We start from the raw sequence: 24,505 nt of genomic DNA, 5'->3' as shown, positions 1-24,505 counted from the left end.
GCGCCGCCGGTCCGGTCGCGCCGCCGGTCCGGTCGCTGCCACGCCACGTGCGCGAGGATTGCGGTGTGATCCCCGACCTCGCCGACCTCCTTGCAGACGCCCACGTCGTCGCGCTCCCGATGCGCGTCCGCTTCCGCGGCATCACCGTCCGCGAGGCCCTGGTGCTCCGCGGGCCCGCCGGGTGGACGGAGTTCTCGCCCTTCGTCGAGTACGACGACCGCGAGGCGACCGCGTGGCTCCGGAGCGCCGTCGACTTCGGGTGGAACGAGCACGACGCCGCAGCCGACTCCGTGCCGGTGAACGCGACGGTGCCCGCCGTCGGGCCGGGCGCGGTCGCCGACCTCCTCGCGCGGTACCCGGGCTGCACGACCGCGAAGGTCAAGGTCGCCGAACCCGGCACGAGCATCGAGGACGACGTCGCCCGGGTCGCGGAGGTCCGGCGCGTGATGGGACCGGACGCGGCCGTCCGGGTCGACGCGAACGGGCTCTGGTCCGTCGACCACGCCGTCGAGGCCCTCGAGCGACTCGCACCGTACGGACTCCAGTACGCCGAGCAGCCGTGCCGGTCCGTGCCGGAGCTCGCCGAGCTCCGGCGCCGGATCGCAGGGCTCGGCGTGGCCGTGGCCGCCGACGAGAGCGTCCGTCGAGCCTCGGACCCCCTCGCCGTGGCCCGGGCCGGAGCGGCCGACGTGCTCGTCGTGAAGGCGCAGCCCCTCGGCGGGGTCACCGCGACCCGCGCGATCGTGGCCGAGGCCGGTCTGCCGTGCGTGGTCTCGAGTGCGCTGGACACCTCGGTCGGGCTCGGGACCGGTGCGTTCCTCGCGGCGGCGGCGATGTCCCCGGGCTACGCGGCAGGACTCGGGACGGCCGCGATGTTCGAGACGGACGTCGCCGCACCTCCCCTGCTGCCCGTCGACGGTCGGGTGCCGGTGCGTCGCGCGGAGGTGTCGCGGGAGCTGCTGGAGCGGAACGCGACGTCACCGGAGCGCACGTCGTGGTGGCTCGAGCGGCTCGAGCGGGTCCAGGCCCTGCTCGCCGCGGCGTAGACGCCGGCGGCGGGCGACGACGAGCGAGCAACCGGACAGCACGGTGTCCGGGCGGCGACGAGCGCGCAGGACATGCCGCTCACGTCCGCCGGACGGGCGGGACTCGCCAGCCTCGACCGCCGAGCGTGACAGATCGTGCCCGCTCGCGCGAGCCAGGTGGCCCTGGACACGACGGACGGGAGGCGCGGTGCCCGATGGCACCGCGCCTCCCGTCCGTCCCGGGCTCGCCTCAGCGACGCCCGGCGGGGCTCACAGCCCCGAGTAGCTGTGCAGGCCCTTGAAGAAGACGTTCACGACGGAGAAGTTGAACATCACCGCGGCGAAGCCGATGAGCGCCAGCCACGACGACCGGGCACCACGCCATCCGCGGGTCGCACGGGCGTGGATGTACCCGGCGTAGACGACCCAGATGATGAAGGTCCAGACCTCCTTGGTGTCCCACCCCCAGTACCGGCCCCAGGCGCGCTCGGCCCAGATCGCGCCGGCGATCAGCGTGAAGGTCCACAGCACGAAGCCGACGAGCAGCACGCGGTAGGTCAGGACCTCGAGCCGGTCGGCGTCGGGCAGGGTCTCCATGAAGCGGAGCTGCTTCGACGCGGGGCGACCCTGACGGTGGGTCTGCACGAGCTGCGCGACGGCGAGCCCGGCGCCGAGTGCGAAGAAGCCCGTGCCCGCGATCGCGACGAACACGTGGAGGACGAGCCAGTACGACTGCAGCGCGGGCTGCAGCGGGACGACGGGCACCCAGTAGTTCACGGTCGCGATGCCGAGCAGGATGATCGTCAGCCCGGTGATGAAGACACCGAGGAACTTCAGGTTCTGCCAGAACTGCACGAGCAGGAAGATCAGCGTGATCAGCGCCGTGCCGGTGAGCGAGAACTCGAACATGTTGCCCCACGGCACACGGTCGGCCGCGATGCCGCGCAGGACCGTGGCACCGACGTGCAGCACGAGCGCGAGGATCGTCATCGCCATGCCGACGCGTTCGAACTTGGTGCCACCGCCGCCGGAACTGCTCCGGCCGGTGTCGACCTTCTCGAGCACGACCGTGCCGCCCTGCACCGTCGCGACGGTGCGTTCGGCGGGCGCAGCCGAACCGGCACCGGCGGCCGACGCCACCTGGCCGGACCGCTTCGCCATGTCGAGCGCGAACGAGATGAACGCGATGACGTAGACCGCCATCGCGGAGTACGTCAGGACGACCGAGTAGGTCGCGAGGTTGGTCGTCATGTCCGGGTTCACGCAGGGATCCTAACTCCGAGGTCCGACAGGTGCCTCTTGGCGATGTCGTCGACGGCGCGCTCGAGGTTGGGGTCCTCGCCGCGCGCCAGGCCGGCGTACTCGAGGTCGTACTCGCCGTGCTCGGCTCCCCGACGCGGGACGGCCTTCACCCACACGCGGCGGCGGGGCACGAACAGCGAGGTGAGCAGCCCGAGCACCGCGAGCACCGCGAAGCCGGCGACGAACAGCTGCGACGGGTCGTGGTGCACGTCGAGCGAGACGTACCGCTTCACGCCGTCGAAGGTGATCGAGCCGGTGCCGTCCGGCAGGGTCTTCGTCTGGCCGGGCTTGAGCTCGATGCTGGCGGTCTTCGACTGCCGTCCGGCGATCTGCTCGAGACCGCTGGTGTCGAGCGAGTACACGCTCTGCGGCACGCCGCTGTCGAGACCGAGGTCGCCGCGGTACACCTGCAGCGTCAGGAGCGGGTTCTGCGCGTCCGGGTAGGCACTGGCGAACGCCCCGGTCGACAGCTTCGACGCCGTCGGGTAGAAGAACCCGACGAGTCCGAGCTGCGACGGCGAGGCGTCGGGGACCTTGATGACACCGGTGGACGTGTAGTTCGCGTCCTCGGGCAGGAACGGCACGACGTCCTGGAACGCCACGTTCCCCTTGCCGTCGCGGATCGTCACCTGCATCGCGTAGCCGTTCCCGAGCAGGTAGACGTTCGTCCCCCCGACCGAGAGCGGGTCGTTCACGCCGATGCGACTGGTCTTCGGCTCCTCGCCCTTCTCGCGACTGGTCACCGTCGCGGAGTAGTCGAGGGCCTGGCCGAGGGCGTCGAGGTTCTTCTCCTCGTACGTCGTCGTGAACTTGTCGAGCGTCAGGTTGTAGCCCTGCAGGTCGGTCTGCCGGAACCAGCGGCCCGGGTTGAAGGAGTCGTACGAGCCGAGGACGTTCGAGAACGTCTGTCCCTCGACCAGCAGGCGCTGCCCGGTGTAGCTGAACCCGCCACCGAGGCCGACCGCCACGAGCACACCGACCAGCGCCGCGTGGAAGACGAGGTTGCCGGTCTCCCGCAGGTAGCCGCGCTCCGCGCTCACCGAGTCGCCGAACCGCTCGACCCGGTAGCCGGATCGCTTGAGCAGGGACGCCGCGCGGGTCACGGCGTCGTCGACGGACGGGAGGCTCGTGGTCGCGTCCGCCTCGACCGGCACGGACCGGTAGCCGGCCAGTCGACCGAGGCGCACCGGGGTCTTCGGCGGTCGCGTGCGCAGCGCCTGCCAGTGGTGCTTCGTCCGCGGGACGATGCACCCGATGAGCGAGACGAACAGCAGCAGGTAGATCGCGGAGAACCACACCGAAGTGTAGGTGTCGAAGACCTGCAGGGTGTCGAGCACCGGGAAGAGCTGCGGGTGGTCCGCCTTGTACTGCACCACGCCGTTCGGGTCGGCGGTGCGCTGCGGCACGAGCGAGCCCGGGATCGCGGCCAGCGCCAGGAGCATGAGCAGGAAGAGCGCGGTGCGCATGCTCGTGAGCTGGCGCCAGAAGAAGCGCACGGAGCCGACGAACCCGAGCTTCGGCTGCGTCGGGCCGTCGTCGCCGCCTGCCGTCGGTGCGGCGCTGTCGACGTGGTCGGACGGGCGCATCGGGTCGACGCCCGAGGAGGCTTCGTCCACCGGAGCGGGCCCGGTACCGGATCGCTCGGGGGTGGCGTCGTGCTCAGACCGCGGGGACAAAGCTCTGGATCACCGCCCCGACGCTCGACATGACGGCCGACCAGATGCCGGTGACCATGAGCAGACCGATGACGATCAGGATCGCTCCTCCGATGATGTTGACGGTGCGCATGTGGCGCTTGACGGCACGGATCGCTCCGGTCGCCCAGCCTGCGCCGAGCGCGACGAGGACGAACGGGATGCCGAGCCCGAGGCAGTACGCGACCCCGAGCCACATGCCCTGCCACGCACTCCCGGACTGCACGCTGAGCAGGTTGATGGCGGCGAGCGTCGGCCCGAGGCACGGGGTCCAGCCGAGCCCGAACACGATGCCGAGCAGCGGTGCCCCGACGAGACCGGTCGCGGGCGTCCACGACGGCTTGATCGTGCGCTGCAGGAAGGTGAAGCGTCCGATGAACACCAGGCCCATCACGATCACGACGACACCGAGCACCTGCGTGATGAGGTCACGCCAGCGGACGAGCCAGAAGCCGAGGGCGCCGAAGACCGTCGTGTACGCGACGAACACCGCCGTGAAGCCGAGCACGAAGAGCACGACACCGAGGACGACGCGACCCCGACGCTGCCCGCCCTCGGCGATCCCGCCGACGTACCCCAGGTACCCGGGGACGAGCGGGAGCACGCACGGGGACAGGAACGACACGAGACCGGCCAGGGCGGCGACGGGCAGCGCCACCAGCATCTGGCCGCTCAGGATCGCGTCGGCGAAGGGGTTGCCGGGCACGGGTCAGGACGCCTTGCCGTCGAGCTCGTCGCCGACCAGGGTCTGCAGGATGCTCTTGCCGTCGATCGCGCCGAGGACGCGGGCGGCGACGCGGCCCTGCTTGTCGAGGACGATCGTGGCGGGCACGGCGTTCGGCGCGATCTGCCCGGACAGCGCGAGCTGCACGGCGCCGTCGCGGGCGTCCAGCACGGTCGGGTAGTCGACGCCGAAGGTTCGCTCGAACGCCGCCGCGGTCCCCTCTTCGTCACGGACGTTGACGCCCACGAAGACCACGTCGTCGTCGGCGTACTGGTCGTGCACCTGGTTGAGGTACTTCGCCTCGGCACGGCACGGCGGGCAGCCCGCGTACCAGAAGTTGAGCACGACGACCTTGCCGCGGAGCTCCTTCGCCGAGACGGTGCCGCCGTCGGTGTCCTTCGTCGTGAAGTCGACCGGGGCACTGCGCTGGTCGGCCGCGACCTCGGTCACCGCTCCGGTCCCCGAGATGTAGTTCTGGGTGGTGCCGCTGCCGTACTGGCGGGACAGGTCGTCGTTCGACGACGAGCACCCGGCGAGCGCCAGGGCTGCGATCACCGCCGAGGCCGCGACGGCGACGATCCGGCTGCGTGCGGACATCAGACTGCTCCTTCGTCGACCGCAGACGCACGCAGGGACTGCGCGGGGTCCGCGTACCCGACCTCGGTGAAGCGACCGGACGAGGTGGCGGGCACACGCTCGAGGGTCGTGATGCTGGACAGGTCGCAGCGACGCTTGCGCGGGTCGTGCCAGAGGGGCTCCCCCGCGAGCTTGCGGTGCACGGTCCAGATGGGCAGCTGGTGGCTGACGAGGACGACGTCACCGCCGTCGACGCTCTCCCATGCGGACGTGACGGCGGCCAGCATGCGGTTCGCGATGGACTCGTACGCCTCGCCCCAGCTCGGCCGGAACGGGTTCGCGATCCACGGCCACTCGGCAGGGCGCCCGATGGAACGCTTCGTGAAGCCGGGGCGCTGACCCTCGTAGCGGTTCGTGGGCTCGATCAGCCGTTCGTCGAGCGAGACCTCGAGTCCGTACGCGGCAGACCACGGCGCCGCGGACTCCTGCGTGCGCTGCAGCGGCGACGCGACGATCCGTCGGACGTCCACCCCGGCGTCGTGCCAGGCGGTCGCCGACGCGGCGGCCATCCGGGCGCCGAGTTCGCTGAGCCCGAAGCCGGGCAGCCGACCGTAGAGCACTCGCCCCGGGTTGTGGACCTCGCCGTGCCGGACGAGGTGGATCCGTGTCGCGGGCATGGGTTCCAGTCTAGGTCGCTCCACCGTCATCACCCGCCCCACAGCGGATTCACCGGATGTGCGACCACTCAGCCCCGCCCGGCCGGCTCCACCCGGTCCGCCCCACCCGGTCAGCCCCACCCGGTCAGCCCAGTCGACCGGTCAGCCGGCCGTGCAGCGCCACCGATCCGGTGTTGAGGTTCACCACCTCGACGGTCGACCCGTGCCGGGCGTACCGCTGCTCCACCCCGTCGAGTGCCGCGACCGTGCTCGCGTCGAACACGTGTGCGGCCGACATGTCGACGATCACCCGCTCCGGGTCCTCGGCGTAGGAGAACCGCGTGACGAGGTCGTTCGAGGAGGCGAAGAACAGGGCCCCCTGCACGCGGTACCGGACGGTGCGCTCGTCGACCGGTTCGCGGACCACGGAGACGACGTGCGCGGCTCGACGGGCGAACACGAGGGCCGCGACCACCACGCCCACCAGGACGCCCGTGGCGAGGTTGTCGGTCGCGACGACCACGACGACGGTGATGACCATGACCGCCGTCTCGCCGAGCGGCATCCGTCCGAGCGTGCGCGGTCGGATGCTGTGCCAGTCGAAGGTCGCGACGCAGACCATGAGCATCACCGCGGTGAGCGCCGCCATCGGGATCTGCGCGACGAGGTCGTGCAGGACGATGGTCAGCACGAGCACCGACGCGCCCGCGGCGAAGGTCGACACCCTGGTCCTGGCGCCCGCGGTCTTCACGTTGATGACCGTCTGCCCGATCATCGCGCAGCCGCCCGTCCCGCCGAAGAACGCGGAGGCGATGTTCGCGATGCCCTGACCCCACGACTCCCGCCACGCGCTCGAGCGGGTCTCGGTCAGCGAGTCGACGAGCTGCGCGGTCAGGAGCGTCTCGATGAGCCCGACGATCGCGACGCCGAACGCGTACGGCGCGACGATCTGCAGGGTCTCGAGCGACAGCGGGACCGTGATGCCGCCGAAGCCCGGCAGGGCGGTGGGCAGCGAGCCCTCGTCACCGACGGTCGGCACGGCGACGCCGAACACGATCGTGATCGCCGTCACCACGACGACCGCGATGAGCGGCGCCGGGACGGCCTTGGTCAGGAAGGGGAAGGCGACGATGATGCCGACACCGAGCGCCGTCAACGGCCACACCACGAGCGGCACGTCGTCGCCGAACAGGTTCGGCAGCTGCGCGGTGAAGATGAGGATCGCGAGCGCGTTGACGAAGGCCACGTTGACGCTGCGCGGGATGAAGCGCATCAGCCGGGCCACGCCGAGGAACCCGAGCACCAGCTGGAACACACCCCCGAGCACCACCGCGGGGACGAGGTAGGCGATGCCGTGGTCCCGCACGAGTGGCGCGATCACGAGCGCGACCGAGCCCGCGGCGGCCGAGATCATCGCGGGTCGACCGCCGACGATCGAGATCACCACCGCGATCACGACGCTCGAGAAGAGCCCGACCGCGGGGTCGACGCCCGCCACGACCGAGAAGGAGATCGCCTCGGGGATCAGGGCGAGGGCCGTGACCACGCCGGCCAGGACCTCACGGGTGAGCAGGCGGGGCGACCGGAGCGCGCTGAGGACACTGGGCGCCGCAGGGGCGTGGGGTGCGAGGGACATCACCGGCAACCCTACCCTGACGTGAGGGTAGGGTTGCACGCGGCACCGAGCGACGACGGAAGGAGGTCTGCCACCATGACGACCGTGAGCTCTCCCGCAAGCAAGTCCGACGACCAGGCGCCCGACGATCAGGCGGCACCGGACACCATGCACATCGGCGAGCTCGCCGACCGTGCGGGGATGTCGCTGCGCACGATCCGGCACTACGACGAGGTCGGCCTCCTCGTGCCGAGCGGCCGGACCACGGGAGGCTTCCGCGTGTACACCGCGCAGGACCTCGAGCGACTGCTCGTCATCCGGCGGATGAAGCCGCTCGGCTTCACGCTCGACGAGATGGCCGAGCTGCTGCGGGTCGTCGACGCCCTGGCCGATGCCGCACCCGAGGACCAGCCGGCACTCGCCGCCCGGCTCGACGCATCGCTCGAGGACGCCCGCGCCCGGCACGCGAAGCTCGTCGAACGGGCCGGGATGGCCGAGGAGTTCATCGGCACGCTCAGCACGCTGCGCGCCACGCTCCCCTGAGTCCCGGACCACACCCGGCAAGCCGAAGACACCGCTCGGTCACCGGTTGACCCGGAGCTCCCCGGCCTCGATGAGCCGCGCCCGCTCGCGGTGCGCCGCCCGGAGTTCATCGCGCCACCTGAGCAGGTCGTCGTGGACCCTGATGATCCGTCGTGCCTCCCAGGGTCGGAAGCGGTACTGCCGTCGGATCAACTGCCGCCACTCTTCACGATCGCGTTCGATGAGCGCGACCACCGGGTCCTCCACTGCCATCTGCGTTTCCTTCCGTGATGAAGTCGAGCACGATCTTGCCGATCGCGGCGTCGTCGGCGCGAAGGATCTGCATTCTGGACATCGCCCGAGCGCTGAACCGACCGACCTCGGTCCGGCCGACGTCGTCGGCGCACACCTGGTCGACCGTCCACACGAACCGTGCCAGGCCCGGTCGCGTTCTTCGCGCGCGACGTCCCGCCGCCACCGCACCAGCGCCCAGACGCCGCCCACCGTTGCGCCGACCAAGGTCAGCACCGACCCGACCGCAGCCGCGACCACCGCCGCCACCGCGACGGGCGGCCAGGCCGCGAGCCCCACTCCCGATGCCGTCATCCGGGACCCCTCTCGACTCGCGACCCGACCACGCGGACGACGGTACGGAAGCGCCGGGGCCGAGCCGCGCCTCCCGGCCGGAGCTGTGGAGAGAACGGCCCGCGACCCCTCCTGTGGAGGAGGCCGTAGACTCGACGACCGTGATCGAACGCACCCGCATCGCCGACCTCGCCGCCCTCCCCGACGGCCCCGTTGCCGTCGCCGGCTGGGTGGAGACCGTCCGCGACCAGAAGAAGGTCCAGTTCGTCGTCCTCCGTGACGAGACCGGCGCCGCGCAGCTGGTGAACCCCGCCACGCGCGAGGCCGAGGACGGCGACGACGACGCCCAGGCCCGACTCGCCATCACGAACGAGATCTCCGGGCTGGCGCACGGCACCTTCGTGCACGTCCGCGGCACCCTGAAGCACGACGAGCGCGTGAAGCTCGGCGGGCTCGAGGTCAAGGTGGGCTCGCTCGAGGTCGTCAGCGCCGCGAAGCCGGAGACGCCCATCGCGGACGACTCGTCGCTAGACAAGCGGCTCGACTGGCGCTTCCTCGACCTGCGCAACCGCAAGCAGAATTTGATCTTCCGCATCCAGACCACGCTGGAGCACGCGTTCCGCACCTACTGGGTCGAGCGGGACTACATCGAGATCCACACCCCCAAGCTGATGGCGTCGGCGTCCGAGTCGCGCGCCGAGCTCTTCCAGCTCGAGTACTTCGAGACCACCGCCTACCTGGCGCAGTCGCCGCAGAACTTCAAGCAGATGGCCCAGCCCGCCGGGTTCGGCGCGGTGTTCGAGATCGCCGACGCCTTCCGTGCGGACCCGTCGTTCACGAGCCGCCACGCCACCGAGTTCACCAGCGTCGACGCCGAGATCTCGTGGGTCGAGTCGCACGCCGACGTCATGGCGATGCACGAGGAGCTCCTCGTCGCGGGCTTCACCGCGGTCGCGGAGAAGTACGGCAAGGAGATCGAGGAGGTCTTCGGCTTCGAGTTCGTCGTGCCGACCGCCCCGTTCCCCCGCGTCACCCTGGCCGAGGCCCGGAAGATCGTCGCCGACAGCGGCTACGAGGTGGTCCGCGCCGACGGCGACCTGGACCCCGAGGGTGAGCGCCGCGTGAGCGCCTGGGCGAAGGAGACGCACGGCTCGGAGTTCGTGTTCGTCACCGACTACGACGCGTCGATCCGCCCGTACTACCACATGCGTCACGCCGACGACCCGACGCTCACGAACAGCTACGACCTGCTGTTCAACGGTGCCGAGATCTCGACCGGCGCCCAGCGCGAGCACCGCGTCGACGTGCTCGAGGCGCAGGCCGTCGAGAAGGGCCTCGACCCCGAGGAGCTCGGCTGGTACCTCGACTTCTTCCGCTACGGCGTCCCGCCGCACGGCGGCTTCGGCATGGGCCTGGCCCGCGTGCTCATGCTCGCGTTGCACGAGCCGTCCATCCGCGAGGTCACCTACCTGTTCCGCGGGCCGACGCGCCTGACCCCGTAGTCACGACCGACGACGACGGCCACCCTCCGACAGGAGGGTGGCCGTCGTCACGTGCGGGCCGGGAGGCGCGGCTCAGCCCTCCCAGTCGATGGCCGCCCGCCCCGTGACGAGCTCGCGGATCTCCGCGGCCGCCGCCTGGTGGTCCGGGTGGAACTGGTACTCGTCGAGACCGGCGAGGTCGTCGAAGGTCGCCACGACCGCGAAGTCCTCGTTCTTCCCCGGGTACGCCACGTTCTCGACGACCTCGAGCGACCGGATGGACCCGATGGTCCCGACCAGCCCGGTCAGGAGACCGCGGACGTGCTCGATCGTCGCGGTGCGGTCGAGGTCCTCGCGGACGGTGAAGGAGACGACGTGGTGGATCATGCGCTGGCCTCGGCCTGCTCTGCCTTCTCGAGGGCACCGTGCAGCCGGTCGGCGTCGACGTGCCAGTTGCTGTGGACCCGGCCGTCGACGAGCACGACGGGGATGTCCTCGGCGTACTCCTCGCGCAGCGTGTCGTCGTCGAGGATCGACCGCTCCTCGAGCGTCGTACCGGGATGGGCCGCCACGACCTGCTCGACGACCGGGCGGGCGTCGTCGCAGAGGTGGCAGCCGGGCTTCGTCAGGAACGTCACGGCGGGCATGCCCCCACCCTAGACCGAGCCGACACGGCTCCCGGGAACACGAAAGCCCCGGCGGACCGGGGCTTCGGGTGCAAGTACTGGACTTACTTCTTGTTGCGACGCTGGTGACGCGTCTTGCGAAGGAGCTTGCGGTGCTTCTTCTTCGCCATGCGCTTGCGACGCTTCTTGATGACAGAACCCATAGTGGACCTCGCTCGGAACGATGCTGATGTGTGGACACCGGGCCCGAAGAGACCGCGGAAAATCAACCCGGCCGAGTCTAGCGGAGCGCAGCGGTCCTGTCGAACGAGCGCGGGCCGGGGTGACCTCAGCCGACGTCGGCGATGCCGCCGCGCAGGAGTTCGGCGACGGCCGACTCCGGGACGCGGAAGGACCGGCCGAACCGGATCGCGGGGAGCTCCCCCGCGTGCACCATGCGGTACACGGTCATCTTCGAGACGCGCATCATCTCGGCCACCTCAGCGACGGTGAGGAAGCGCACGTCGTCGAAACTGCCGGTCATGGTCCGCCTTCGGGTACCCGCGGATCGCGCGGGGTCGGTGTGACCTGTGTGGTCAAGGGCGAGTGTAGGGGCGCGTGGGACCGCGTGTCCAGGAGACTCCGAGCGGACGCTTGACCGAGCGCTCAGTCGTCCTCGCCCCGGCCCCTGAAGCGCTTCCGACCGCGGTCGACGACCCGCTCCCACCCCTGCTGCGCGCCCGTGAACGCGGCCGTCGCCCGGTGTGACGCCTCGGCCATCACGCGGCCGAGCTCGGTGCCGACCTCGACCGTCGACCGGCCTGCCGTCCCGGTGCGCCGCACCGACACCGGCTGTCCGTCGAGCGTCCACGCCGTCGTGGCCGGGGTCCCGTCGGCGTCCACCGCGCCGGTGAACGGCACCACCCAGTCCTCGAGCCGCACCAGGGGTTCCGGGTCGAGCCGGTAGAAGCGGTGCTGCCCCTCCTCGCGGCTCGTCACCAGTCCGTGGTCACGCAGGACGCGGAGGTGCTTCGAGACGGTGGGCTGGCTCACGCCGATCTTCTCGACGAGCTGACCGACGCTGAGCTCGCCACCGGTGGCGTCCGACCCGTAGGCCGTCAGCAGTGCCCCGAGCAGCTCGCGCCGGGTGGGGTCCGCCACGACGGTGAAGATGTCGGCCATGGGGCAAGGCTAGTCGGACGACCACGCATGTACCATGTCCGCTGACCTGCCCCACGGCTCCGGAGGCGCCCGATGCTCGACCGCACCGAGCCGCTCGACCGGCACGCGCCGGTGAGCGACGTGCGGCGGCGGTGGAACAGCGTGCTCGACGTCCTCCGGGCATCCCCGTCGCGGCTCGCGATCCTCGTCTTCGTCGCGCTGATCCTCATCTTCACGAGCCTGTTCATGACCCCGTGGGCGGCGGCGGACCGATCCCCCACGCACTTCGCGGACGCCCTGTTCACCGCCGCGTCGGTCGTCTGCGTCACCGGGCTCTCCACCGTCGACATGGCCACGCACTGGTCGGTGTTCGGCAAGGTGCTCATCGTCGTCGGCACGCAGATCGGCGCGGTCGGCGTGCTCACCTTCGCCTCGATCCTCGGGCTCGTGGTGACGCGGCGGCTCGGTCTGCGCGCGAAGCTCATCGCCGCGGGCGACTCGAACCCGCTCCGGACGCACTCCGGTGCGGTTCCCGAGGGCCAGGCCGTGCGCCTCGGCGAGGTCGGCACGCTGCTCCTGACGGTCGCCGTCAGCACCCTGACCATCGAGGTCGCCATCGGCGTGCTGATCCTGCCGTCGGTCCTCGCCGCGGGGTACCCGTTCTGGACGGCGGTCGGCGACGCCTTCTACTACTCGGCCATGGCGTTCACCAACACCGGCTTCTCACCGAACGCCGACGGACTCGCCCCCTTCGCGAACGACTACTGGTTCCTCTCCCTGCTCATGGTCGCGGTCGTCGCCGGGTCGATCGGCTTCCCGGTGATCCGCGCGGTGACGAAGCAGTTCCGCACGCCGCGCCGGTGGCCGATCCACGTCAAGCTGACCCTGACCACGAGCGCCGTGCTGCTCGTGCTCGGCGCCGTCGTCTACACCGCGCTCGAGGCGTCGAACCCCCGGACGCTCGGGGACGCCGGGGCGGGACACACGGCGTTCCAGGCGCTCTTCTTCTCGACGATGACCCGCTCCGGCGGCTTCGCGACCATCGATGTCCAGCAGATGCACGGCGCGAGCCTGCTCGTCACCGACATGCTCATGTTCATCGGCGGTGGGTCGGCGTCGACGGCGGGCGGCATCAAGGTGACGACGCTCGCCGTGCTGTTCCTGGCCGCCGTCGCCGAGGCCCGTGGCCGTCGCAGCATGGAGGCATTCGGTCGGCGCATCCCGAGCGACGTGCTGCGCGTCGCGGTCGCCGTCGTGCTGTGGGGAGCGACGATCGTCGCCGTCATGACGGTCGTCCTGCTGCAGATCACCGGCGACTCGCTCGACCGGGTGCTCTTCGAGGTGATCTCGGCGTTCGCCACGTGCGGCCTGAGCTCCGGGATCTCCGCCGAGCTCCCCGAGGCGGGCAAGTACGTGCTCGCCGCCACGATGTTCCTGGGTCGGGTCGGTACAGTGACCATCGCCGCCGCCCTGGCCGCCAGCCAGAGCCGGCAGCTGTTCCGCCGTCCCGAGGAGAGGCCGATCGTTGGCTGACCGCCGCGTCGCACGCGCCGAGCGCCGTGCACCCCACCCCGTCACCGGTGCCGTGAGCCACGACGCGCCCGTGCTCGTCCTCGGTCTCGGCCGCTTCGGTGCGGCCACCGCAGGACAGCTCGAGCGGCAGCACCGCGAGGTGCTCGTCGTCGACACGGACGCCTCGCTCGTGCAGAAGTGGTCGGACCGGGTCACGCACGCCGTGCAGGCCGACGCCACCGACATCGACGCCCTGCGACAGATCGGCGCGCAGGACTTCGCGATCGCCGTGGTCGCCGTGGGCTCGCACCTCGAGTCGAGCGTGCTCATCACGTCGAACCTGGTCGACCTCGGCATCCCGCAGATCTGGGCGAAGGCCGTCAGCCGCTCGCACGGCACGATCCTGTCCCGCATCGGCGCCAACCACGTCGTCTACCCGGAGCGCGAGGCCGGCGAGCGCACGGCGCACCTGGTCTCCGGCCGGATGCTCGACTTCATCGAGTTCGACGACGACTTCGCCGTCGTCAAGATGTTCCCGCCGCGGGCGGTCCGCGGCAAGGACCTCGCCACCACCGTGATCCGCACCCGGCACGGCCTGACCGTCCTCGGCATCAAGTCGCCGGGCAGGGCGTTCGTGCCGGCGACGCCGGACAGCGTCATCGGCGAGGACGACGTGATCATCGTCTCGGGGACCGAGACGGACCTGGAGCGGTTCGCCGCGCTCGAGTAGCGACCCGGCGGCGGACGGGAGGCCCGTGGCGACGCCGCCACGGGCCTCCCGTCCGGCTCCCGGTCACGTCGGACCGACCGGTGCGGCACGCGCGGTCAGGACGCGGCGATCTCCTCGGCCCGCGCGATCGCTGCGTGCGACGCACGCGTGAACGTCCCGGCCAGGTCGGCGTCCTGCAGGACGGCGACGGCGCGCTCGGTGGTGCCCTTCGGGCTGGTGACCGCACGGCGCAGGTCCGCGGGCTCGCGGCCGGACGCGGCGAGCAGCTCGACGGCACCCCGCACCGTCGCCTGAACCATCGTCGCGGCCTGCTCGGCCGTGAAGCCGAGCGCCTCGGCCGCCTGCTGCCACTGCTCGACGAGCAGGAAGACGTACGCGGGTCCCGATCCGGAGACGGCGGACAGGGCGTCGAGCTGCGACTCGGGGACCTCGATGACCTGCCCGGACGCGGCGAAGACGCTCGATGCGAGGGCGACCGCACCGGCGTCCGCCGTGGTCCCCGCGCTGACACCGGTGACCCCGTGGCCGACGCCGATCGGGGTGTTCGGCAGCGCCCGCACGACACGGACCCCGGCGGGCACCCGGGCCTCCATCGACGCGAGCGTGGTGCCGACGGCGACGCTCACGACCACCGCACCGGGGTGCAGGGACGCGGCGACCTCGTCGAGGACCTCGCCGACCAGGTACGGCTTCACCCCGAGCACGACCAGTCCGGCGCCGCGGACCGCCGCGCGGTTCGCGTCCGGGTCGGTCTCGGTCGCCGTGGCGTCGAGGCCCCGCTCCCGCCACGCCGCCGCCGACTCCTCGGACCGCGTCGTGAGGGTGACGGTCGTCGGGTCGAGTCCCGCGGCGAGCAGGCCCTCGAGGACGCTGCCGGACATGGAGCCGACGCCGAGCATGGCGGTACGGGGCAGTTCGATCGTCATGGTCCCGACCCTACCCAGCGCCCGCGCCTAGGATCGGTCCGTCAGGGGCCGCCCGGGGTGCGGGCCCGGTGCACCGCAGGGAGAAGGGACGTCCGTGAGCGCTTCGGGAGGCACGAGGGCCATCGTCGCCGCGCTGGCCGCCAACGTCGGCATCGCGATCGTGAAGTTCGTCGCGGCCGCGATCAGCGGGTCGGCCGCCATGCTCGCGGAGGGCGTGCACTCCCTCGCCGACTCGGCGAACCAGCTCCTGCTCCTGCTCGGCGGACGCCGTGCCCGCCGCGCAGCCGACCAGGAGCACCCGTTCGGCCACGGCCGCGAGCGGTACGTGTACGCGTTCGTCGTCTCGATCATCCTCTTCACCATCGGCGGCGTGTTCTCGCTGTACGAGGGCATCGAGAAGCTCGCCGACCCGCACCCGATCGCGAACTGGTGGCTCCCCGTCGCCGTGCTCGTCGTCGCGATCGGGCTCGAGGGCTTCTCGCTCCGCACCGCCCTGCGGGAGGCCCGTCCGCACAAGGGCTCGCAGTCGTGGGTGCAGTTCGTGCGCCGGGCGAAGGCGCCGGAGCTCCCCGTCGTCATGCTCGAGGACACCGCGGCTCTGACCGGCCTCGTGTTCGCGCTGTTCGGCGTCGGGCTCACCGTGGTCACCGGCAACGGGGTGTTCGACGCGATCGGCACCATCCTCATCGCCCTGCTGCTCATCGCGGTCGCGGTCGTGCTCGGCATCGAGACGAAGAGCCTGCTCGTCGGCGAGGGTGCGAGCGCCGCCGACGTCGAGCGCATCACCGCGGCCGTGCTCGACGGCCCCGAGGTCGACTCGATCGTGCACCTCAAGACGCTGTACCTCGGGCCGGACGAGCTCATGGTCGGCATGAAGGTCGCGGTCGACGGCGACCGACGCCTCGGCGACGTCGCCGCCGGCATCGACACGGTCGAGCAGCGGATCCGCGACGCGGTCCCGATCGCGCGGGTCATCTACGTCGAGCCGGACGTCCTCCGGACCGGTCCGCGGCCTCCCACCGAGGCGATCGTCATCCGCGCCGCCGACTGAGCGCCGGCTCGTCTGCGGTGCCGTGTCAGCGCGGCCGTGTCAGCGCAGCCGCGTCAGCGGCGCTCGTGGAAGAACGCGTCGAGCAGGTCGGCGCAGGCCTGCTCACGCACACCCGCGACGACCTCGGCACGGTGCGGCAACCGCCGGTCCCGCGCGATGTCGTAGACGCTGCCGCTCGCCCCGGCCTTCGGGTCCCAGGCCCCGAACACGATCCGCGGCACCCGTGCGGCGAGTGCGGCTCCCGCGCACATCGGGCACGGCTCGAGCGTGACGACCAGGGTGTGCCCGGCCAGGTGCCAGTCCCCCGTCACCTCGGCCGCCGCCCGCAGCGCGAGCACCTCGGCGTGCGCCGTGGGGTCCTGCCGGGCCTCGCGCTCGTTCCGGCCGACCGCGACGACCTCGCCCGCTGCGTCCAGGACGACGGCCCCGACCGGCACGTCCCCCGTCGACAGACAGGCACGCGCTTCGTCGAGCGCGCGGTCCATCGCCGCGGTGAACGGTCGTCCGGCTGGGTGCTCCACGCGTCGATCCTGCCCCATCGGCACGGTACGCTCGACACCATGCGAGTCCACGTCGCCGACCACCCGCTCATCACCCACAAGCTCTCGGTGCTCCGCGACCGGACCACACCCTCCCCGACCTTCCGCGCGCTGACCGAGGAGCTCGTCACGCTCCTCGCGTACGAGGCCACGCGGAACGTCCGGGTCACGGCCACGCCGATCGACACGCCCGTGGCGCACACGATGGGTGTCGCCATCGCGAAGCCCCGTCCGCTCGTCGTACCGATCCTGCGCGCCGGGCTCGGCATGCTCGAGGGCATGGTCAAGCTCGTCCCCACCGCCGAGGTCGGCTTCCTCGGCATGGCCCGCAACGAGGACACGCTCGAGCCGCAGACCTACGCGGAGCGTCTGCCCGACGACCTGTCCGGCCGGCAGTGCTTCGTGCTCGACCCGATGCTCGCGACCGGTGGCACGCTGGCCGCCGCGATCGACTTCCTGTTCGACCGCGGTGCGGAAGAGGTCACGTGCGTCTGCATCCTCGGTGCACCCGAGGGCCTGGCCGCCGTCGAGCGGGCCGTCGGCGACCGCAACGTCAGCATCGTCCTCGGCGCGCTCGACGAGAAGCTCGACGAGAACGGCTACATCGTCCCGGGCCTCGGCGACGCCGGCGACCGCCTCTACGGCCTGGCCGAGTAGCACCCGTTCCCCCGACGCCCCCGTCGACACGACGCCCCCGTCGACACGGCTCCGGCCGTGCCGACGGGGGCGTCTCGCGTCCGCGGCGTCACCGACAAGGCGGCGGCGACGAGACGGTGGCGTCGTCGCGAGACGCCGCCGACTCGACGAGGCGCCGCAGATTCGGACGGCGTCTCGCGTGGGATGCGGCGTCCGGCGCGCACGCCGGCGTCTCGCGCGCACAGCGGCGTCCCGCGCACCGCGCCCGGTCCACGTGCCGACGGACGGGAGGCGCGTGGCGGGCCCGCAGCGCGCCTCCCGTCCGGCAGCCGGTCGCGCCGGAGGACCGCCTGTCCGCTCCCGTCACCGTCCGCGCGGACGGTTGACAGCGCCTTGGTATACCGCCGATACTCGTCCCATGACTGCAACCGTGTCCTCCCGAGTCCTCTCCGAGGCCCAGGAGAACGCCGGCATCATGCTGCCGGCGTCGGCGGTCATGCGTTGTCGAATGTGTGCCTGATCGGTACCCGTTCCAGCCGGATCCCCCGCGACACCACCCCGGTCGCGCGCGTGTGATCCCCGGGTGACAGCACGTCGACGACGCCGCAGCAGCAGGCTCCGTCGAACCGCCCGTCACCCGTACCTCCCGGGAGGCCCCGGTCCACCGCAGGACCGCTGGGCGACACGGCGATCAGCCGTACCCGGACCGACGCACTCGACACCGCACGGTGCACCGCACCGCAGCCCCGCCCGGAGAACCGCCATGTCGCTCACGATCCCCCAGCCCCGAACCGCCCTCCGCCCCGCCACCACCGTGCCCACCGACCTCGGCACGGTCACGCCGATCCGCCCGCGCCGCACGCCCGTCGCACCGCCGGTCCCGAGCGGGATCCCGACCAGCCCGGTCGTCGCACCGCAGCGGAACCGTGCGCTGCCGGAGGGCACCGAGGCACGCGGCTTCGCGCTCTACGTCGGCATCGACGAGGCCGCCGCCGCTGCCGCCGGCACGACCCTCGCGGCCGTGGTCGAGCAGCTGAAGGCCCTCACCGCCCAGCTCGTGCCGTCGTCCGAGACCTACGCCGCCGTCGCCGTCGCCGCCGAGGGCTCCGGTGGCCGTGACGTCGACGTCGTCCGGCTCGCGCTGCAGGACCGCTCGGCGGTGGCCGCCCGCAAGCAGGCCGAGAAGCCCGAGCCCGAGGAGACCGGCGTCGTCATCGACATCTCCCGGAAGCGCGTGACGCTCGACGGCGAGGCCGCTCCCCTGACGTACAAGGAGTTCGAGCTCCTGCAGTTCCTCGTGCTGCGCGAGGGCCAGACCGTCGACCGTGCCGCGATCATCGAGGGCCTGTGGTCCGACGACGAGGACGAGACCCCGAACGAGCGCACCATCGACGTGCACGTGCGACGGCTGCGCTCGAAGCTCGGCGCGTTCGAGGAGATCGTGCGGACCGTGCGCGGTGTCGGCTACCGCTTCGACCGGCACGCCGACGTGGCGGTGCGCTACGCCTCGACGCCGTCCCCCGACCTCTTCTGATCCACTCCGGCGACGTTCGGTGAACTCGCAGCGAACGAGCCCCGGACAGGCTGGCGCGCCGTTACCTCGCCGTTATACAGTCGTTGGTGCAGGCAGTGTTTGCTGTGGCACCGTCTGCGGAATGTGATTGCAGGACACTCTTGGTGCAAGGGAGAGGGCCGGTCGCTCAGAAGGCGACCGGCCCTCGTCACGTCCCGGCAGTGCCTTCGTCCCCCGGCAGCGCGTTCGTCCCCCGACCCGAGTCCGGCGTCGCACGCCGTCGGTAGTGTGGGTTGACCGTACGACCGGAGGGACGACGACCGTGGACGACGCACGCCGCAGCGACAAGGCGACCGCCGTCGCGGCATGGGAGGCCCTGTTCCGGGCGCAGGTGACCGTGATGCGCGCACTCAACGCCGACTTCCCGGGCGGTGAGATCTCCTTCAACGAGTACGACGTCTGCTTCAACCTCTCGACGCAGCCCGGACGACGCTGCCGCATGCGCGACCTGACCGGGCACCTGCTCCTGACGCAGCCGAGCGTGAGCCGCCTGGTCGACCGCCTGGCCTCGCGGGGCATCGTCGAGAAGCAGCCGGACCCGTCCGATGCGCGCGGCGTGATCGTCGCCCTCACGGCGCACGGCTTCGACGTCTACCGCTCGGTCGCCGTGCAGCACGCGCAGACCATCGCCGACCAGGTCGGTGCGGGGCTGGACGACGACGAACTCCGCACCCTGACGGAGCTCTGCACGAAGCTGCGCACCGCAGCCGGGGCCGCAGCGACCGACCGTCGTCCCCGCGCGACCCAGGCGGTGTCCGCGTGAGCGGCGCACTGGTCTGGCTGCGCGAGGACCTCCGGCTCGCCGACAACCCCGCCCTGCGTGCGGCGATCGACCACGGCGGACCGGTCACGGTCGTCGTCGTGCTCGACGAGGAGTCACCGGGCATCCGCCCCGTCGGCGCCGCCAGCCGCTGGTGGCTCCACCACTCGCTCGCCGCCCTCGACGCCGAGCTGCGGGACCGCGACTCGCGGCTCGTCCTGCGCCGCGGCGGTGCTGCGCGGGTCATCCCCGAGCTCGTCGCGCAGGCCGACGCCGACGCGGTCTACTGGAACCGGCGGTACGGCAGGGTCGAGCGCGACCTCGACGCGGGCATCAAGAGCGCCCTGACCGACGACGGCACCGAGGCGCACAGCTTCGCGGCGAACCTGCTCTGGGAACCCTGGACGGTCCTCACCGGACAGGGCGAGCCGTTCAAGGTCTTCACCCCGTTCTGGCGTGCGGCGCAGGCGATGCCCGAGCCGCGGCACCCGCTGCCGGAGCCGCGCGACCTGCCCGCGCCGGCGGACGTCGACTCCGACGACCTCGACGACTGGGCCCTGCTGCCGACGAAGCCCGACTGGGCCGGTGGGCTCCGCGACGCGTGGGAGCCCGGCGAGGCGGGTGCGCACCGGAAGCTCGAGCAGTTCGTGCACGACGCGCTCGAGGACTACGACCAGCGCGACGAGCCCGCGATGGCGGCCACCAGTGACCTGTCCCCACACCTGCGATGGGGTGAGGTCAGCCCGTACCAGGTGTGGCACCGCCTGCACGGCGAGCTCGAACCCGAGCAGCGCCGCCAGGCCCCGGCGTTCCTCCGCCAGCTCGCGTGGCGGGAGTTCAACTGGAACGAGTACTTCCACTGCGACGACATCGCCACCGTCAACGTGCGTCGGGAGTTCGACGCGTTCCCGTGGCGTGACGTCGACGAGGACGAGCTCGACCGCTGGCGCCACGGCCGGACCGGCTTCGACCTGGTCGACGCCGGCATGCGGGAGCTCTGGCACTCGGGGGCGATGCACAACCGCGTCCGGCTGGCGGCGGCGAGCTTCCTCGTGAAGAACCTGCTCGTCGACTGGCGCATCGGCGAGCAGTGGTTCTGGGACACCCTGGTGGACGCCGACCCGGCGAACAACGCGGGCAACTGGCAGTGGGTGGCGGGCTCCGGCTTCGACGCCGCGCCGTACTTCCGTGTGTTCAACCCCGACCGGCAGATGGAGCGCTTCGACCCGCACAAGGAGTACGTGCGCCGCTGGGTGCCCGCGGACGAGGAGCGTCCGGATCCGATGGTCGACCTCAAGGCCTCGCGGCAGCGCGCGCTGGACGCCTACGACCGGATGCGTCGGGCATGACGCCCTCGACCGAGGTCCTCGCCGAGGTCGACGCCCTGTTCGCCGCGCGCATCGCCGACGGGGTGGCCCCGAGCAGCGTGTGGGGCGTGTTCGACCGGCACGGTCTGGTCGCCACCGGCGGGCACGGCGACCGTGGTGACGGCCGCGCACCCGACGCCGACACGGTGTACCGGATCGCCTCGTGCACGAAGAGCGTGACGGCCGCGACGCTGCTGACCCTGGTTGCGGACGGTCGGGTCGCCCTCGACGACCCGATCACGAGGTCCGTCCCGGCCTTCGCCGAGGTCGACCTGCCGTCGCCCGACTCGCCGGTGCCGACCCTCCGGATGCTCCTGACGATGTCCGGCGGGCTGCCGACCGACGACCCGTGGGCGGACCGGCAGGAGTCGATCGACGACGACGCGTTCGACGCCGTGCTCCGAGCGGGACTGCTGTTCGACTCCGTGCCCGGCACCCGCTTCGCCTACTCGAACACCGGGTACGCACTGCTCGGCCGCGCGATCGCACACGCCGCCGGCGCGCCGTACACCCGGGCGGTGTCGGACCGCGTGCTCCGGCCGCTCGGGCTCACGGACACCGTGTTCAGCGCCGCCGAGGCGCGCGGCTTCGTCGTCACCGGTCAGCGCGACGACGACGGGGCGTGGACCCCGCAGCCGATGACCGGGCCTGGTGCCTTCTCGCCGATCGGCGGACTCTTCTCGACGGTGCGTGACCTGGCGCGCTGGGCGCGGTTCCTCGCCTCGGCGTCCACCACCGCCCCCGAGGACGGGCCGGTCTCCCCCGCCGACCGCCGCGCGATGCAGCAGGCGATGCGGATCGTGCCGCCCGCGGTGGTGCCCACGGCGACGCGACCGACGGCGTACGGATTCGGGCTGTTCGTGGAACAGGACGACCGCGCCGGCGAGATCGTCTCGCACTCCGGCGGCTACCCGGGGTTCTCCGCGCACGTCCGGTGGTCGACGGAGCACGGCCTCGGGGTGGTCGCGTTCGAGAACGCCACGCAGGCGAAGGTGTCGGCGCCGGCCGAACGGGCGCTCGACCTGCTGCTCGGCGAGGCACTCGATGCCCGGGCGACCGCAACGAGCGCGACGGCGACCGACACGAGCACCACCGCGACCGCGACGAGCGCGACGGCAGCGGCACCGGGCCTCCGTCGGACCACGGCGGCCACGCACACCGCGCGGCAGGCCGTCACCACGCTGCTGCGGGCGTGGGCGGACCCGGCCGTCGACGACGACACCGCAGCAGACCTCGGCGCGGCCGTCTGCACGCCGAACGTCCCCCTCGACCGGCCGTGGGTCGCCCGGCGCCGCGCTGTGGTCGAGGGAGCACGGGCCGTCGGTGCCGACCTCGCCGCCGCTCCGGTGGACGAGCTGTCCGCGGTGCCGTCGCACCTCCGCTGGTGGGTCCCGGGCAGCGCCGGACGCCTGCGCGTCGAGATCCGGCTCGCCCCGCTCGCGGCGGGCCGTGTGCAGACCCTGACGGTCACACCGGAGCACGCCGAGCAGTGACTTCGGGCGCGCAGGCGGGTGATCCGCTAACATTTCAGGTGATCGTGTCCGCACGGTCGCCGACCGATCACTCGACCCCGCCGGAGACACCATGCCCAGGAGACCCGACCCGACCCTGAAGCCCGCGATCGTCGCGAAGGTCGCCCGGCACCTGCAGGACACCAAGCTCGAGGACGCCTCGGTCCGGAGCCTCGGCCGCGTGCTCGGCACGAGTGCGTACCCGATCGTGTACCACTTCGGCTCGCGCGAGGCGCTGATCGACGCCGTCGTGGACCACCTCTCCGCCGCGCACGACCGCTCACTCGACCCGACCACCGACCCGTGCGGACTCACCGAGCACCTGCTCGCCGTCTTCGGTGGACTCGACACCCCGGAACGGCGCCTCGCGGCCCGACTGACGTTCGAGCTCGGGTGCGTCGAGGGGCTCGACGGCCGCGACCGTCAGCTGCGGCTGCACCGTCGCCGGGTCGACGAGCTCGCGGCGTGGTGCCGCGCACACGGTCGGTGCGAGGCGGACGCGGACCGGACCGCACGCGCCGCGGTGGCTGCGGCTCGCGGCGCCCAGTGGAGTGCCCTCGTCGACCCGGACCGGTCGGACGTCGACGGCGCGTTGCGCGCGGTCGCGCAGGACCTCGCGTCGGCCGTCCGCCTCGCCGCCGCCTGACCGCGGTCCCGCCACGACGGACGGGAGGCGCGGTGCCAGCCGGCACCGCGCCTCCCGTCCGTCAGCCGGTCACCACGTGACCGGCAGCCGCGTCACAGGGTGACGAACGACTGCGACTTGGCGTTCGCGAAGCGAGCCGCGACGTTCTCCCAGTCGACGATGTTCCACACGGCCTTGACGTAGTCCGCCTTGACGTTGAGGTAGTCGAGGTAGAACGCGTGCTCCCACATGTCGAGCATGAAGATCGGCACGACGCCCAGCGGCACGTTGGCCTGCTGGTCGAAGAGCTGGAACGTGGTGAGCTTCTGGCCGACCTGGTCCCACGCGAGCACCGACCAGCCGGAGCCCTGGATGCCCGTGGCGACGGCGGTGAACTGGGCCTGGAACTTCTCGAACGAGCCGAAGAACTCGTCGATGGCGGCGGCGAGCTCACCCTCGGGGACCTTCGTGTCCGGGCCGAGGTTGGTCCAGAAGATCGAGTGGTTGACGTGGCCACCGAGGTTGAACGCGAGGTCCTTCTCGAGCTTGTTCACGTTCGCCAGGTTGCCCGACTCGCGGGCCTCGGCGAGCTGCTCGAGCGCGGTGTTCGCACCCGTGACGTAGGTCTGGTGGTGCTTGTCGTGGTGCAGCTGCATGATCTTGCCGCTGATGTGCGGCTCGAGCGCTGCGTAGTCGTACGGCAGCTCCGGCAGGGTGTACTCAGCCATCTGAGGTCCTTTCGATCGGTGGTTGGCGGAACGGTGCTCCGCGGCTCACGAGAGCCGGGAACGGTCGGAGAGGGAGTGGAATTCCCGGTTGTGGTAGACCAGCGGCTCGCCGCGGTCGGTCCCGGTGGCGATGTCGAGCACCTCGGCCACGACGACCGTCGACGAGCCGATCTCGGTCGTCGAGCGGGGGCGGCAGCGCAGTGCGGTCGCGGCGGCGGGCAGGTAGCGCTCGCCGGTCGGCAGCGTGCCCCACATCGGGTCGTCGGCGGCGGGGCTGCCGGTCGCGGCGAACCGCTTGGCGAGTCCGACGCTGAGCGAGTCGACGAGGTGCACCACGAAGACGTCGGCGCCGAGCACGACACCGGCGGAGCCGGACTTCGTCGAGAGCGAGAAGACGAGGACGGGCGGGTCGACCGCGACGCTCGCGACGCTCGAGGCGGTCAGGCCCGTCGGACCGTCGGGCCCGTCGGCGGTGATGACCGCGACACCGGCGGGGTGTCCGCGGAAGGCGGCCTTGTACGCGTCGGCGATGGTGGCCGGGGTGTCGTCGGGCATGGCAGTCGTGGTGTTCCTCCGGGTGGGTCCGGCCGCGGCTGCGCGG

At 71.8% G+C, this 24,505-nt stretch carries 28 protein-coding genes; 12 read left to right on the top strand and 16 right to left on the bottom strand.

From position 1 onward, the window contains the following. Nucleotides 1-65 precede the first annotated feature (65 nt). Nucleotides 66-1,046 carry an o-succinylbenzoate synthase gene (locus D8M35_RS05425; protein WP_126890928.1) on the top strand — a complete coding sequence of 327 codons (981 nt, stop codon included), beginning with the start codon at nucleotides 66-68 and terminating at the stop codon, nucleotides 1,044-1,046. Between the two features lie 249 nt (nucleotides 1,047-1,295). Here D8M35_RS05425 and ccsB read toward each other — a convergent pair whose 3' ends face one another. The 6 genes from ccsB to D8M35_RS05395 all read right to left on the bottom strand — a co-directional run bounded on the left by ccsB (nucleotide 1,296) and on the right by D8M35_RS05395 (nucleotide 7,613). Further along, nucleotides 1,296-2,276, bottom strand: coding sequence for a c-type cytochrome biogenesis protein CcsB (ccsB, locus tag D8M35_RS05420; protein ID WP_126890936.1), 981 nt, complete (start codon nucleotides 2,274-2,276; stop codon nucleotides 1,296-1,298). An 8-nt stretch (nucleotides 2,277-2,284) separates the two neighbouring features. Next, nucleotides 2,285-3,913: a cytochrome c biogenesis protein ResB gene (locus D8M35_RS05415; protein WP_126890935.1), complete on the bottom strand. Its 1,629-nt coding sequence runs from the start codon at nucleotides 3,911-3,913 to the stop codon at nucleotides 2,285-2,287. A gap of 73 nt (nucleotides 3,914-3,986) precedes the next feature. Next, complete coding sequence (locus D8M35_RS05410; protein ID WP_126890934.1) at nucleotides 3,987-4,685, bottom strand: cytochrome c biogenesis CcdA family protein; 699 nt, start codon at nucleotides 4,683-4,685, stop codon at nucleotides 3,987-3,989. A gap of 45 nt (nucleotides 4,686-4,730) precedes the next feature. Next, nucleotides 4,731-5,342 carry a TlpA disulfide reductase family protein gene (locus tag D8M35_RS05405; RefSeq protein ID WP_126890927.1) on the bottom strand — a complete coding sequence of 204 codons (612 nt, stop codon included), beginning with the start codon at nucleotides 5,340-5,342 and terminating at the stop codon, nucleotides 4,731-4,733. Next, nucleotides 5,342-5,998 carry a histidine phosphatase family protein gene (locus D8M35_RS05400; protein WP_126890926.1) on the bottom strand — a complete coding sequence of 219 codons (657 nt, stop codon included), beginning with the start codon at nucleotides 5,996-5,998 and terminating at the stop codon, nucleotides 5,342-5,344. Before D8M35_RS05400 ends, D8M35_RS05405 begins: the two co-directional genes overlap by 1 nt. A gap of 124 nt (nucleotides 5,999-6,122) precedes the next feature. After that, complete coding sequence (locus tag D8M35_RS05395; protein WP_126890925.1) at nucleotides 6,123-7,613, bottom strand: SulP family inorganic anion transporter; 1,491 nt, start codon at nucleotides 7,611-7,613, stop codon at nucleotides 6,123-6,125. Between the two features lie 147 nt (nucleotides 7,614-7,760). Here D8M35_RS05395 and D8M35_RS05390 point away from each other — a divergent pair, with 147 nt between their 5' ends. Continuing rightward, a complete protein-coding gene (locus D8M35_RS05390; protein ID WP_126890933.1) occupies nucleotides 7,761-8,135 on the top strand; it encodes a MerR family transcriptional regulator in 375 nt (124 codons plus the stop codon). A gap of 39 nt (nucleotides 8,136-8,174) precedes the next feature. On the opposite strand, the gene D8M35_RS05385 is transcribed toward D8M35_RS05390, so the two are convergent. Beyond that, complete coding sequence (locus tag D8M35_RS05385) at nucleotides 8,175-8,387, bottom strand: hypothetical protein (protein ID WP_126890924.1); 213 nt, start codon at nucleotides 8,385-8,387, stop codon at nucleotides 8,175-8,177. A gap of 473 nt (nucleotides 8,388-8,860) precedes the next feature. Between D8M35_RS05385 and aspS the strand changes: the two genes are divergently transcribed. Further along, nucleotides 8,861-10,201: an aspartate--tRNA(Asn) ligase gene (gene aspS / locus D8M35_RS05380; RefSeq protein ID WP_126890923.1), complete on the top strand. Its 1,341-nt coding sequence runs from the start codon at nucleotides 8,861-8,863 to the stop codon at nucleotides 10,199-10,201. A gap of 72 nt (nucleotides 10,202-10,273) precedes the next feature. Here the strand turns inward: aspS and D8M35_RS05375 are convergent, their stop codons facing one another. The 5 genes from D8M35_RS05375 to D8M35_RS05355 all read right to left on the bottom strand — a co-directional run bounded on the left by D8M35_RS05375 (nucleotide 10,274) and on the right by D8M35_RS05355 (nucleotide 11,967). Then, nucleotides 10,274-10,567, bottom strand: coding sequence for a Dabb family protein (locus tag D8M35_RS05375; RefSeq protein ID WP_126890922.1), 294 nt, complete (start codon nucleotides 10,565-10,567; stop codon nucleotides 10,274-10,276). Next, on the bottom strand, nucleotides 10,564-10,827 hold the full coding sequence (locus D8M35_RS05370) for a glutaredoxin family protein (RefSeq protein ID WP_126890921.1): 264 nt from the start codon (nucleotides 10,825-10,827) through the stop codon (nucleotides 10,564-10,566). Before D8M35_RS05370 ends, D8M35_RS05375 begins: the two co-directional genes overlap by 4 nt. Before the next feature lie 83 nt (nucleotides 10,828-10,910). Then, nucleotides 10,911-11,009, bottom strand: a complete 99-nt coding sequence (locus tag D8M35_RS05365) for an AURKAIP1/COX24 domain-containing protein (protein WP_003792170.1) — start codon at nucleotides 11,007-11,009, stop codon at nucleotides 10,911-10,913. 125 nt (nucleotides 11,010-11,134) lie between these two features. Beyond that, the gene (locus D8M35_RS05360) at nucleotides 11,135-11,329 is read right to left on the bottom strand and encodes a helix-turn-helix domain-containing protein (RefSeq protein ID WP_058729786.1); all 195 of its coding nucleotides are present in this window, start codon (nucleotides 11,327-11,329) and stop codon (nucleotides 11,135-11,137) included. 122 nt (nucleotides 11,330-11,451) lie between these two features. Next, nucleotides 11,452-11,967 carry a helix-turn-helix transcriptional regulator gene (locus tag D8M35_RS05355; protein ID WP_126890920.1) on the bottom strand — a complete coding sequence of 172 codons (516 nt, stop codon included), beginning with the start codon at nucleotides 11,965-11,967 and terminating at the stop codon, nucleotides 11,452-11,454. A gap of 72 nt (nucleotides 11,968-12,039) precedes the next feature. Between D8M35_RS05355 and D8M35_RS05350 the strand changes: the two genes are divergently transcribed. Further along, the gene (locus tag D8M35_RS05350) at nucleotides 12,040-13,479 is read left to right on the top strand and encodes a TrkH family potassium uptake protein (RefSeq protein ID WP_126890919.1); all 1,440 of its coding nucleotides are present in this window, start codon (nucleotides 12,040-12,042) and stop codon (nucleotides 13,477-13,479) included. A gap of 52 nt (nucleotides 13,480-13,531) precedes the next feature. Beyond that, complete coding sequence (locus tag D8M35_RS05345; RefSeq protein WP_174234693.1) at nucleotides 13,532-14,188, top strand: TrkA family potassium uptake protein; 657 nt, start codon at nucleotides 13,532-13,534, stop codon at nucleotides 14,186-14,188. A 95-nt stretch (nucleotides 14,189-14,283) separates the two neighbouring features. Here D8M35_RS05345 and proC read toward each other — a convergent pair whose 3' ends face one another. Beyond that, on the bottom strand, nucleotides 14,284-15,114 hold the full coding sequence (gene proC / locus D8M35_RS05340) for a pyrroline-5-carboxylate reductase (RefSeq protein ID WP_126890918.1): 831 nt from the start codon (nucleotides 15,112-15,114) through the stop codon (nucleotides 14,284-14,286). A gap of 94 nt (nucleotides 15,115-15,208) precedes the next feature. On the opposite strand from proC, the gene D8M35_RS05335 reads away from it, so the two are divergent. Further along, the gene (locus D8M35_RS05335; protein WP_126890917.1) at nucleotides 15,209-16,165 is read left to right on the top strand and encodes a cation diffusion facilitator family transporter; all 957 of its coding nucleotides are present in this window, start codon (nucleotides 15,209-15,211) and stop codon (nucleotides 16,163-16,165) included. A 53-nt stretch (nucleotides 16,166-16,218) separates the two neighbouring features. Here the strand turns inward: D8M35_RS05335 and D8M35_RS05330 are convergent, their stop codons facing one another. Continuing rightward, nucleotides 16,219-16,650 (bottom strand): nucleoside deaminase, encoded by a 432-nt coding sequence (locus D8M35_RS05330; protein WP_126890931.1) that lies wholly within the window; start codon nucleotides 16,648-16,650, stop codon nucleotides 16,219-16,221. Between the two features lie 75 nt (nucleotides 16,651-16,725). Between D8M35_RS05330 and upp the strand changes: the two genes are divergently transcribed. The 6 genes from upp (at nucleotide 16,726) to D8M35_RS05300 (ending at nucleotide 23,197) form a co-directional block, all read left to right on the top strand. After that, nucleotides 16,726-17,361, top strand: coding sequence for a uracil phosphoribosyltransferase (gene upp / locus D8M35_RS05325; RefSeq protein ID WP_126890916.1), 636 nt, complete (start codon nucleotides 16,726-16,728; stop codon nucleotides 17,359-17,361). Between the two features lie 742 nt (nucleotides 17,362-18,103). Next, complete coding sequence (locus D8M35_RS05320) at nucleotides 18,104-18,874, top strand: winged helix-turn-helix domain-containing protein (RefSeq protein WP_126890915.1); 771 nt, start codon at nucleotides 18,104-18,106, stop codon at nucleotides 18,872-18,874. Between the two features lie 301 nt (nucleotides 18,875-19,175). Continuing rightward, nucleotides 19,176-19,676: a MarR family winged helix-turn-helix transcriptional regulator gene (locus D8M35_RS05315; RefSeq protein WP_126890914.1), complete on the top strand. Its 501-nt coding sequence runs from the start codon at nucleotides 19,176-19,178 to the stop codon at nucleotides 19,674-19,676. Next, nucleotides 19,673-21,022: a deoxyribodipyrimidine photo-lyase gene (locus D8M35_RS05310; RefSeq protein WP_126890913.1), complete on the top strand. Its 1,350-nt coding sequence runs from the start codon at nucleotides 19,673-19,675 to the stop codon at nucleotides 21,020-21,022. The genes D8M35_RS05315 and D8M35_RS05310 overlap by 4 nt, the downstream gene beginning before the upstream one ends. Beyond that, on the top strand, nucleotides 21,019-22,533 hold the full coding sequence (locus D8M35_RS05305; protein WP_126890912.1) for a serine hydrolase: 1,515 nt from the start codon (nucleotides 21,019-21,021) through the stop codon (nucleotides 22,531-22,533). The genes D8M35_RS05310 and D8M35_RS05305 overlap by 4 nt, the downstream gene beginning before the upstream one ends. A 91-nt stretch (nucleotides 22,534-22,624) precedes the next feature. After that, nucleotides 22,625-23,197, top strand: coding sequence for a hypothetical protein (locus D8M35_RS05300; protein WP_126890911.1), 573 nt, complete (start codon nucleotides 22,625-22,627; stop codon nucleotides 23,195-23,197). A gap of 92 nt (nucleotides 23,198-23,289) precedes the next feature. On the opposite strand, the gene D8M35_RS05295 is transcribed toward D8M35_RS05300, so the two are convergent. Together D8M35_RS05295 and D8M35_RS05290 are read right to left on the bottom strand one after the other, a co-directional pair. Next, the gene (locus tag D8M35_RS05295) at nucleotides 23,290-23,904 is read right to left on the bottom strand and encodes a superoxide dismutase (RefSeq protein ID WP_058725055.1); all 615 of its coding nucleotides are present in this window, start codon (nucleotides 23,902-23,904) and stop codon (nucleotides 23,290-23,292) included. Between the two features lie 45 nt (nucleotides 23,905-23,949). After that, a complete protein-coding gene (locus tag D8M35_RS05290) occupies nucleotides 23,950-24,459 on the bottom strand; it encodes a flavin reductase family protein (protein ID WP_126890910.1) in 510 nt (169 codons plus the stop codon). Nucleotides 24,460-24,505 lie beyond the last annotated feature (46 nt).

This window comes from Curtobacterium sp. HSID17257 (genome assembly GCF_003989515.1).
Lineage (GTDB): Bacteria > Actinomycetota > Actinomycetes > Actinomycetales > Microbacteriaceae > Curtobacterium.
This window is presented reverse-complemented; position numbering and strand designations above follow the sequence as displayed.